This is a genomic window from Sediminicola sp. 1XM1-17 (assembly GCF_037203765.1).
GTDB lineage: Bacteria > Bacteroidota > Bacteroidia > Flavobacteriales > Flavobacteriaceae > Sediminicola.
Map to the genome: position 1 here is coordinate 565,107 of NZ_JBBCAS010000001.1, position 12,141 is coordinate 577,247.

7 protein-coding genes are annotated in these 12,141 nt (G+C 44.2%); all 7 read left to right on the top strand.

The window, feature by feature from the left end; genetic code table 11:
- Positions 1-43 precede the first annotated feature (43 nt).
- The 7 genes from WAA86_RS02535 (at position 44) to WAA86_RS02565 (ending at position 12,121) form a co-directional block, all read left to right on the top strand.
- Entirely contained in the window at positions 44-3,178 is a 3,135-nt protein-coding gene (locus WAA86_RS02535; protein ID WP_337299397.1) for a VPS10 domain-containing protein, read from the top strand.
- A 78-nt stretch (positions 3,179-3,256) separates the two neighbouring features.
- On the top strand, positions 3,257-6,394 hold the full coding sequence (locus WAA86_RS02540) for a VPS10 domain-containing protein (protein ID WP_337299398.1): 3,138 nt from the start codon (positions 3,257-3,259) through the stop codon (positions 6,392-6,394).
- A gap of 92 nt (positions 6,395-6,486) precedes the next feature.
- Positions 6,487-7,038: a CopD family protein gene (locus tag WAA86_RS02545; RefSeq protein WP_337299399.1), complete on the top strand. Its 552-nt coding sequence runs from the start codon at positions 6,487-6,489 to the stop codon at positions 7,036-7,038.
- A gap of 123 nt (positions 7,039-7,161) precedes the next feature.
- Positions 7,162-8,568, top strand: a complete 1,407-nt coding sequence (locus tag WAA86_RS02550; protein WP_337299491.1) for an ATP-binding protein — start codon at positions 7,162-7,164, stop codon at positions 8,566-8,568.
- Positions 8,569-8,643: 75 nt separating this feature from the next.
- Positions 8,644-9,426, top strand: a complete 783-nt coding sequence (locus WAA86_RS02555) for an enoyl-CoA hydratase/isomerase family protein (protein WP_337299400.1) — start codon at positions 8,644-8,646, stop codon at positions 9,424-9,426.
- 23 nt (positions 9,427-9,449) lie between these two features.
- Entirely contained in the window at positions 9,450-11,000 is a 1,551-nt protein-coding gene (locus WAA86_RS02560; protein WP_337299401.1) for a hypothetical protein, read from the top strand.
- Between the two features lie 47 nt (positions 11,001-11,047).
- The gene (locus WAA86_RS02565) at positions 11,048-12,121 is read left to right on the top strand and encodes a PA0069 family radical SAM protein (protein ID WP_337299402.1); all 1,074 of its coding nucleotides are present in this window, start codon (positions 11,048-11,050) and stop codon (positions 12,119-12,121) included.
- The last annotated feature ends 20 nt before the right edge of the window (positions 12,122-12,141 follow it).

Consider the following 12,141-nt stretch of genomic DNA (forward strand, 5'->3'; position numbering starts at 1 on the left):
TTTAATCCTATTTTTAGAGGGACTAATTCTAATACAACCTTAAATGAAATCTTTCCTTTCAAGGATTGGCATCTTCCTGCTGATCGTTATTTTATTGCCCTTAAGTAGTAACGCACAAAAAAAGAAAAAATCCTCAAGTACGGATACACAATATCCAGAAGAGCTCTATTCCAGTTTGGAATACCGCCTTGTTGGTCCTTTCCGTGGCGGTCGTTCCGCTGCAGTGACCGGAGTACCGGGGGAGCCCAACCTATTTTATTTTGGAGCCGCCGGAGGTGGTGTCTGGAAAACAGAAAATGGCGGACGTGAATGGGAGAATATCTCGGACGGCTTTTTTGGAGGGAGCATCGGCGCTATCGAAGTGGCCAAAAGCGATCCCAATGTGATCTATGTAGGAGGGGGCGAAAAAACCTTGAGAGGTAACGTGTCTTCCGGGTACGGAATCTGGAAATCCGAGGATGCGGGAAAAACATGGACTTCCGCAGGATTAAAAGATAGTAGACATGTGCCCAGGATACGTATACATCCTACCAATGCAGATGTTGTTTATGCCGCTGTCTTGGGGAACATATACAAACCTACCCAGAATAGGGGTATTTATAAAAGTACCGATGGTGGAAAAACGTGGACCCAAAAGTTGTTTGTAAATAATCAAGCGGGAGCCGTAGATCTTACCTTTGATCCCAACAATCCAAGAATATTATATGCCTCTACCTGGCGCGCCCAACGAACTCCATACAGCTTGAGCAGTGGAGGGGAAGGTTCTGCCCTTTGGAAAAGTACCGATAGTGGGGAAACGTGGAAGGAAATATCCAAAAATGAAGGCTTTCCAAAAGATACCTTGGGAATCATTGGCGTAACCGTCTCCCCCAAAAATAGTGAGCGCGTTTGGGCCATTGTTGAGAATAAGGACAAAGGAGGTCTCTACCGCAGTGATGACGGGGGGAATAAATGGACCCAAGTAAACGATGAACGGAAATTGCGACAAAGAGCTTGGTATTACACCAGGGTGTATGCCGATACTGAAGATGAAGATGTGGTCTATGTATTGAATGTCAACTACCATAAATCTTCGGATGGCGGTAAATCATTTTCAACCTTCAATGCCCCACACGGAGATCACCACGATTTGTGGATAGCACCAGAGGATTCCAATAGAATGATTATAGGAGATGATGGCGGTGCTCAGATTTCCTATGATGCAGGAGAAACTTGGAGTACGTATTACAACCAGCCAACTGCCCAGTTTTATAGGGTGACAACGGATAATTCCTTCCCATACCGCATTTATGTGGCACAGCAGGACAACTCTACCATACGTATCAATCACAGAAGTGACGGATTCAGTATTGGCGAAGGGGATTGGGAGGAGACTGCCGGTGGCGAATCGGCCCATATTGCCGTAGACCCAACCAACAATGATATTGTCTATGGGGGTAGTTATGACGGATTCCTGACCCGCGTAAACCACGAGACAGGAACCGTAAGAGGTATCAATGTATGGCCAGACAACCCAATGGGGCATGGAGCGGAAGGTATGAAATACCGTTTCCAATGGAATTTCCCCATCATTTTCAGTAAGCACAATCCCAAGAAATTATATACTTTTTCCAATCATGTCCATGTAACCGAAAATGAAGGGCAGAGCTGGACATTATTGAGCGGTGACCTGACAAGGAACGATCCCACAAAATTGGTTTCCAGTGGGGGACCTATTACCCAGGATAATACCAGTGTGGAATATTACTGTACCATTTTCGCGGCCAATGAAAGTCCGTTGAAAGAAGGCTTGCTTTGGGTGGGTAGTGATGACGGCCTAATCCATGTTTCCAAGGACGGTGGACAAAACTGGGAGAATGTAACCCCATCGGGAATGCCAGAATGGTCTATGGTAAACAGCATAGAGCCTTCCGCCTTTGATGAAGGGACCTGCTATGTGGCTGCCACCCGTTACAAATTGGGAGATTTTGAGCCTTACCTCTACAAAACCACGGATTATGGAAAGACCTGGAGCAAAATTACGAATGGGATAGCCAATGAGCATTTTACTAGGGTGGTCAGGGAAGATCCAAAACGCAAAGGGCTTTTGTACGCTGGTACAGAAACCGGTATGTATGTTTCTTTCAATGACGGAGCCAATTGGAAACCATTCCAATTGAACCTTCCCATAGTGCCTATTACAGATTTGACCATTAAGGACAACAATCTTATTGTGGCTACACAAGGACGAAGCCTGTGGATTATTGATGACCTAACCGTTTTGCACCAGTTGAACGAAGCAAAGAAAAACACCAATACGATCCTGTACAAACCTAAAGATTCCTATAGGACCAAGGGAAGGGCGGCCAGAACTCCTTCAAAGACCGCAGGGATGAACCATCCCAATGGTGTTATTACCCATTTTTACTTGAACGATGTGAAGGAAGAAGACAAGATTGCCCTGACTTTTACTACTATGGCCGGGGATACCTTGAAATCTTACAGTACCAAGGCCACGGAAAAGGACAAGAAATTAACCGTAAAAAAAGGCGGGAACACCTTTGTTTGGGATACCCAAGGTAAAGGTGCCGAAGAACTGGATGGAATGATCCTTTGGTGGGCCAATTTGGAAGGAGCCAAGGCAGTTCCCGGAGATTACAAAGTGCATTTAAATGTAAACGGTACGAACACTTCAGAAACCTTTACCATCTTACCCGACCCAAGGGCCGAAGTGGGTGTTGAAGCCATGCAAAAGCAGTATGATTTTGTGGAGGACGTTAACGCCACTGTGGACAGGGCGCACCAATCCATCAAAAAAATTCGCAAGATCAGTGCGCAATTGGATGCTTTTACCAAGCAGTACAAGGATAATGAAGCTACCAAGGAGTTGGTAGAAAAGGCCAAAAAGATGAAAGCGGATTTTGAGGAAATAGAGAAGGCCTTATACCAAACACAGAACAGGAGCGGACAAGATCCCTTAAATTTCCCCATCAGGCTTACCAACAAATTGGGACACTTGAACAGTCTGGTGACCATGGATGATTTTCCGCCAACAGATCAGGATATCGTTGTCAAAAACGAACTGACAGCAGAGATCAACAAAGAATTGGCAACTTTTGACGCCCTTGTGGATACCGAGATAAAGGCATTCAACGAGGCCTTCAATAATTTAAAACTCAATTATCTGTTTTTGGAATAAATATAAAGCCCAAAGGTCCCAAAGGATATTTTATTCTTGGGACCTTTTTCTTTACATGCCATTGAACCAACCAACATTATGAGAAAACAACTATTACTATTCGTTTGTTTAGTGCCATGGACCATGCTCTTTGGACAAACTGCAGAAAACTATTTTTCACCTTTGAAGTACAGGAACATTGGGCCATTTCGTGGGGGCCGGTCTGTTACTGCCACGGGGGTGGTTGGTGATCCTTTGACCTACTATATGGGAACCACGGGAGGCGGACTCTGGAAAACCTCGGATGCAGGTCAGCGTTGGGAGAATATTTCGGACGGATATTTTGAATTGGGGTCCGTAGGTGCAGTAACCGTCTCCAATTCCAATCCCAATATCGTTTATTGCGGCATGGGGGAACATGCCCCAAGGGGGGTTATGACCTCCTATGGGGATGGAGTATATAAGTCTACTGATGCTGGTAGGACCTGGAAAAAAATGGGGTTGGAAAAGACCCAGCATATCTCAAGGATTGTGGTTCACCCAACAAATCCAGATGTAGTATGGGTTGCGGCCCAAGGCGCACTGTACGGTCCAACTAAGGAACGTGGCATCTACAAATCCACCGATGGGGGACTCACCTGGAAGAATGTACTCTTTGTAAATGAGCTAACGGGGGGTGTTGAACTTTCCATGGATGCCAACTTTCCGGAAGTTTTATACGCCGCAATGTGGCACCACCAAAGAAAACCGAACATGGTCATCAGTGGGGGTGAGGGCAGTGGTCTCTATAAGTCGGTCGATGGTGGAGAATCATGGTTCAAAATCCACCAGGGACTGCCTGAAGAAAAGGGTAAAATGGCCATTGCCGTGAGTCCGGCCAATTCCAACAAGGTGTATGCCTTGATTGAGAGCGATTCCAATAAGGATCAAGGCGGACTTTTTGTTTCTGAAGATGCAGGGAAGTCATGGAGTATGGTAAGCGGTGATAACCGACTGGTACAAAGGGCATGGTACTATATAGAGGTCTTTGCAGATCCCAACGATGAAAATACGGTGTATGTGCTCAGTGCCCCTGCATTGCGTTCGCAGGATGGCGGAAAAACCTGGGAAACACTTTCTGGCCCACATGGCGATTACCATGACCTTTGGATCAATCCCAAGAACTCCAAGAATATGGTCATTTCTGATGACGGTGGGGCCGGTATCAGTTTTGATTTTGGGAAAACATGGTCCACACAGAGCAATATGCCCACGGCACAGTTCTACCGTATCAGTACGGACAACCTATTTCCATACAATATCTATGGAGGGCAACAGGACAATACCTCGGTAAAGATTGCAAGTCTATCCATAGGTAGAGGAGGTATCACCCGGGAAGATTGGACCTATTCCGCCGGTGGGGAAAGTGCTTTTTTGGCCTTTGATCCCGAAAATCCTAGGTATGTGATGGGAGGTAGTTACCTGGGCACCATAGAACTTTTGGATACGGAGTCCAAGGCTTCCACACAGATCATGGCCGCCCCTATCCAATATCTCGGAAGGGATGCCAGGGATATGAAATATCTGTACAACTGGAATGCGCCCATCATACGGTCGCAACACGATGCCGATACCTATTACCATTGTGCACAATTGGTGCTCAGAACAAGGGACATGGGGGTGACCTGGGAGGAAATATCTCCAGATCTCACCCGGAATATGGACGATAAGCAAGGTAAAGGCGGTGGACCATATACCAACGAAGCAGTGGGGGCCGAAAACTACGGTACCATTGCCTATATGGTAGAATCTCCCCATGAAAAAGGCGTTTTTTGGACCGGAAGTGATGATGGCCTGGTGCATATCACCAAAAATGGCGGGGAAAGCTGGGAGAATGTAACGCCCAAAGGACTTCAGGAATGTTTGGTGAACGCCATAGAAGTGTCTCCCCATAATCCTGGAACGGCCTATATTGCCACTACAAGATATAAATTCAATGATTATACCCCGGCCTTGTACAAAACCACGGATTACGGTAAAACCTGGTCCAACATCAGTTCGGGGATTCCATACGGTAGCTTTACCAGAGTGGTACGTGAAGATACAGCCAGAAAGGATTTGCTATTTGCCGGTACCGAAAAGGGAGTTTACCTTTCTTGGAATGGGGGCAAAAACTGGGAGAGCTTCCAGTTGAACCTGCCCAAAACCCCAATAACCGATCTAAAGGTCCATCAGGGTAATTTGGTCGTGGCCACTTCGGGCCGATCATTTTGGATTTTGGATGACCTGAAGGCCTTGGCGCAGTACGACCCAAGCAAAAAGGGGGTCCGAATTTTAAGGCCAAGTCCAGCTTACAATGGATCATGGGGCAGCCCCTTGAGCGGCAGTTCCGAAGGGTTTACGGGGTCAGATTCTTTTGATGGGATCAACCCTGCAAACGGGATGGTCATATATTATATATTGCCAAAGATGGAAGATGCAACTCCAATAGCTCTGGAAATTTATAATGCATCGGGCAAACTGGTGCGCAGCATTTCTTCTGAAAACGATGCCAATTATGTGAAAAATAATGGTGGCGGACCTCCACCGGCACCACTATTGTCTAAAAAAGAAGGCCTAAACCGTTTTGTTTGGGATCTGAAATATCCCATTTTGGAAGGCATTCCCCATGTATATATGGAGGCCAATTTTCGGGGCCACATAGTGCCTCCCGGAGACTATACCCTAAAGCTAAGGACCCAAGGTGCAATGGTGGAAACCATAGGGACCATCTTGGAAATTCCTACCTATAAAATCAGTGCAGCACAGTATAAGACCTATGATGAGCTAATGACATCCATGGAGCAGAACGTTTCCGAAATGCACCGAAAGGTCAATCTTTTATATACGGCCCAACAGCAGTTGCATAAAATTGTTTCGGATTTGGAGGACTCCACATTGAAGAAGAAAGGGGAGGAACTTTTGAACCGGTTGGAGGCATGGGATGCGGATATGGTACAACGAAAATCACAGGCCTATGATGACGTGGAGAATTTTCCCAATAAGTTTACCGCCGAATACTTGTTTTTGATCAATCAGACCAGTGGCGATATCCCTAGGGTAAATCAATCTTCCATAGATCGAAAAATGGAGTTGGATGCCCAATGGGAAGAGTTGGATCAAAGGGCTTTAAGGTTAATGGAGATAGAAATTCCGGAATATAACAGGGAATTGTGGAAGGCGGGGATCGGAGCGATCAGGGTTGGGAATAAGGGATAGTTGGTACGCGGGTGATAATTTCCAAAACGACCATTTTTCCATTTGTTCCTGAACTTTAAATCCCGAAATTTGTTCCCTCACAGTAGAATGTCATGCAAGACTATTACAATTATATAAAATCATTACATCTCATTTTTGTGATCACTTGGTTCGCAGGGTTGTTCTATATCCCCAGGTTGTTCATTTATCATATTGAAGCAGCGCAGAAGGGATCTCCGGAGAAAGAAATCCTGACCGAACAATTGAAATTGATGACCAAAAGGTTATGGTATATCATTACGTGGCCGTCAGCAGTACTGGCTACCCTTTTTGCCATCTGGTTATTGGTATTGATGCCGGTTTGGTTACAACAACCCTGGATGCATATTAAATTGGGTTTTGTAGTGCTGCTTATCCTATATCATCTTAAAAACCACCAAATATTCAGGCAGTTACAACGGGATGAGGTGAAGTATACCTCCAATTTTATGAGACTCTGGAACGAAGGTGCCACCTTGATCCTTTTTGCTGTAGTGTTCTTGGTGATTCTAAAAAGCACCTTCAATTGGATTTTTGGGGTGGTGGGAATCATTGCCCTAGGAGTGCTGTTGATGCTGGGTATCAAAATATACAAGGGGATCCGCAATAAAAACCCAAATGCCTGATGTGTGACTTTTTTATACGGTTGGATTGGTTGCCCCCATTTGGCGTGATAATTGCTATATTTAGCACAAAATAGGTCATTCTTGTTCACTAAATTATCGCTTAGATCCCGGATATTCATTACCATGATCCTACTGGTGCTCATTGCATCGGTCTTGATCGCTGGGGTGACCATTTATCAATATCGGGAACAATCCAAGGATTATCATGCAGATCGTTTGGAGCGGAAAGAGGAACAGATCAAACAAAGTATCGTTTATACCATCCAAAAGACTACATATCCCGTTACCACAGAGAATCTGGAATATATTTTTATGGATGAAATCTACCAGATTGCAGATGTGCAAAATGTGAATTTCAATATATATGATCTCGAAGGCCAATTGATCAAGAGCTCTAGGCCCACCTTTGAAAGGGATTCCATTTCCACCTGTCTATCGGCAGAGGTTTTGAACAATTTACAGGACAGTACCGATGAACGCTATGTAGAGGAAAAGAGCACAGCAGGCGATAAATACCAAGCTTCCTATACCTATATAACAGATACCAAATTTAAACCGGTAGGGATCCTCAACTTGCCCTATTTTGAGGACAATTCATTTAACAATAAGGAGCTGAAAGAATTCTTGATGCGCTTGGGCGGGGTGTATCTATTGATGTTGTTGATAGCCATTGCCCTGGCCTATTTTATTTCAAAATATATTACACGGTCCCTACAGACCGTATCCGACAAATTGAACCAGACCAATTTTGAAAAACGGAACGAGAAGATCTTGGTGGACAATCCCAGTCAGGAAATAGGAAAGTTGATCGAGGCCTACAATGCCATGATAGACGAATTGGAGCAGAGTGCTGTAAAATTGGCCCGAAGTGAGCGGGAACAGGCATGGAGGGAGATGGCGAAACAAGTGGCCCATGAGATAAAAAATCCCTTGACCCCGATGCGCCTAAGTGTCCAGAGTTTTGAGCGTAAGTTTGACCCCCAAGATCCCAATATTCACAAAAAGGTAGATGAATATTCCAGAACCCTGATACAACAGATAGATACCTTGAGCAATATCGCTTCCGCGTTTTCCAATTTTGCCGATATGCCGGCACAACAAAATGAAACCCTTAATGTGGTGAAAATTGTAAAATTGGCGTTGGATATTTTTCAGGAAGATTATATCCACTTTATTTGTGAGGAGGAAGAAATTATTGCCAAATGGGACCGTACCCAATTGATCAGGGTGGTCACCAATTTGGTGAAGAATGCCATTCAGGCCGTTCCTATGGTGGAAGCGCCCCGAATTCTGGTTACCGTAGCTTCTGAAGGTGAGGATGTAAAGATCACCGTGGAGGACAATGGAGTTGGTATTGAGGATGAGTACCGGGAAAAGATTTTTGAGCCAAAATTCACAACAAAATCCAGTGGAATGGGCCTTGGCCTGGGTATGGTAAAGAATATCGTGGAAATGTACAAAGGATCGATCGATTTTACCTCCAAAAAGGATACGGGTACGGTCTTTACCGTGAGGTTCCCCAAGGCATAGTCCTGCCCGATTTGGGCACTTAATGGTTGAGGTACACCAATCGAAAAAATTGATAATAGAAAAAATAACAGAACTATGAGTTACGAGAACATACTGGTAGAACAGAAAGATGCCATGGCGGTGATCACCATCAATAGGCCAACAAAGTTGAACGCACTGAACAAGGCCACCATCGCAGATCTCCATGAAGCGTTTAAAGCGCTGGACAAAGCCAAAGATGTTAAGGCGATCATTATTACAGGGAGTGGTGAAAAGGCTTTTGTGGCCGGTGCCGATATTTCTGAATTTGCCCATTTTAGCGAACGAAAAGGACATAAACTTGCCGAAAAAGGGCAGGAGCAGCTTTTCAGTTTTGTAGAAAACCTTTCCACCCCCGTAATTGCTGCGGTTAACGGATTTGCTTTGGGCGGTGGCCTTGAACTTGCCATGGCCTGCCATTTTAGGGTGGCCAGTGACAATGCAAAAATGGGACTTCCAGAAGTATCCCTAGGGGTTATTCCGGGCTATGGAGGTACGCAGCGCTTGCCCCAGCTTGTAGGAAAAGGCCTGGCTATGGAACTTATCATGACCGCTGGCATGATAGATGCACAGAAAGCTTTGGCCCATGGTTTGGTGAACTATGTAGTGACCCAAGAGGAACTAATGCCCCTGTGTGAGAAATTGGCGAGCAAGATATCGAATAATTCATCTGTGGCCATTGGTTATGCAATAAAAGCGGTAAATGCGGGTTTTAAAAATGATGTGGACGGGTTTAAGGCCGAGGTAAAGGCATTTGGAAAATGTTTTGGTACCGCAGACTTTAAAGAAGGAACTACTGCCTTTTTGGAAAAAAGAAAGGCTGAATTCCCCGGTTCATAACCAATCTTAAACCTACAAATTCTATGAAAACCAGGATTATTGTACTCTTTTTGTTGGCTGCCAACATGATGGCCTATGCCCAAAAAATGCCCGTTAGTTATGATTTTGGAGAGCGGTACAGTGACCGCTACAAATATTCCAACTTGCTGACCATGGCAGATGATGGGGATGGTGGTTCCATTTTGGTCAGATCCTACTATACCGGTTTGATCCTGAAACCAAAGGGATTTTACATTGAGCATTACAATAAGGACCTGGAACTGGTCTCTGAATTTAATTACAGGATCACAGATATCGATTTTGTGGAAGGTTATGTCAAAAATGGCCATCTGAACCTTCTTTTACTGAAATATAATGCAGGTACGGAAGCCTATGAATATGTAATCCACCGCTCACCGCTATCGGTAATGGATTTTAAAGAGGATGTAATTCTTTCCATTCCATCGGTAGCGGTAGAAAACCCATTGGACAAGAATTATTACAACAGGAATTTCGGTTCGGGGTTTACAACTTCTGTCCTGTTCAATGAGCATAAATCGGCCTTTGCCATTACCACCCACTTTAAGAAACGGAAAGATAACCAGCATTTTGTTTATTTGTTCGATATCAATGGAACCAAGCTTATGGAGTACGACTTTTCCGCCGAGATAGAGGAAAAGAACTATGCTTTTGAGGATATTGCGGTTTCCAAAGATTTAAAAAAGGTCTACCTCATTGGCAAGGCCTATTTCAAGAAAAAGCGGTTTTCGGCCACCGAGCGGAAATTTCAATACGAATTGTTGTTGATAGATGAAAATGGAGGGAGGACACAGACCTTTGATGATCCCGGTAAATTTTCAGAAGCGCTGAAGCCAATACTTATCGATGACAAATTGGTGTTTGTTGGTTTTTATGCCGATAGAAAGGACAATCGTTACAACGGACTGGTATATTTTGAACTGGATCCAGACTCCTTGGAGCATATACAAAAAAAATACCATCCTTTTTCCCAACAATTTATGGCCGATAAATTTGGTACTGGGGAAGAGCGGGAAATTACCAACCTGATTTTTAAGAGTGTGAGTGTGACCGAGGAAAAGGATATCCTCTTTAATGCGGAGGAGTATTTTGTGACCAAGAGCATACAACAAGACGCCAGTGGTGCCCGCCTACATATAGACCGTTATCATTACAATGATATGGTCAGTGCCAAATTGAATGTTTCAGGCGACTTGATATGGACCAGGAATATCAATAAATCAGAGGTTACCCAAAACGATGCAGCCTATGCCTCCTATAGTACCTATACTTTGGGGAACGACACCTATTTTTTTATCAGCACCGCAAGTGAAAACCCACAACAGTTGAGCAACCAACGAATTATTTTCAAACAGGGATATAGCAGGAACAGAAATGTTTTTTTGATCAAATTGGACGCAAAAGGGGATATGAGCTATGAAAAGGTTATTGATGATAAGGATGCGCGACTCCCATTGATGGTTTCCTTGCCTTTTACCGATAAAGCAGATAATAGCATGCTCTTTTATGCAAAAAGGGGCACAAAGAAACAATTGGTAAAAGTATCTTTTAATTAAATTTCATTAATTGGAAATATTCCATAATTTTGGAATAAATCCATGTTTTGAAATCAAACGATTATCTGAAAGGGCGCGGTGCCCAACAAAATGTCCCGAATCGCTTTTTAAGGGATATCCATGAACTACGGGATGATTTCTTGGAATTTTGTCGTTTGGAGGGGGAAGAGGCAGATAATAACAGAACGAGATACCTCCCCATTTTTCCTAAATCCATCGTAAATAAGGTGAGCAGTCCCGATGTGGGGATGCATTATTCCATGAATCCCTATCAGGGTTGTGAGCATGGGTGTATTTATTGTTACGCTCGCAATTCCCATGAATTTTGGGGTTACAGTGCCGGATTGGATTTTGAAAGACAGATCCTTATTAAAAAGGATGCACCCCGTTTATTGGAGGAAAAACTTAAATCGAAACGTTGGAAGGCCGAGACCATTGTACTTTCGGGGAATACGGATTGTTACCAACCTGCGGAACGGGAATATGGTATTACTAGGGCCTGTCTGGAGGTTTTCTTAAAATATAGACATCCAGTAGGGATCATTACCAAAAATGCCATGGTTTTAAAGGATTTGGATCTGTTAAAGGAACTGGCAAAGGATAGCCTGATAGGTGTCCATATTTCCGTAACATCCCTGTCCGAGGAGACCAGGCGTATTTTGGAGCCTAGAACCACGACCATTAAAAAGCGCTTGGAGACCATCCAAATTTTATCTGAAAACAATATTCCGGTGAATGCCATGTTGGCCCCTATCATTCCCGGAATCAACAGTCATGAAATAATGGACTTGGCCAAAGCGGTGTCGGACCACGGCGCTGTTTCCATGGCCTTTACCATGGTACGTCTCAATGGTGCCATTGGTGAGATCTTTACCGAATGGATCAACAAGGCCTTACCTGACAGGGCTGAAAAGGTCCTGCACCTTATAGCAGCCTGCCACGGAGGGACTTTGAACGATAGTAGGTTTGGTGTGCGTGCCAAAGGGGATGGAAAAATTGCAGAACATATCCACGCCATGGTCAAGTTGGCGAAAATGAAGTATTTTAAGGATAGGACTTTCCCTAAGCTCAATACCACACTGCACGAAAATTATAAGGACGTACAGTTGTCATTATTTTAGCAGAGTTCAAGGCATAAAAA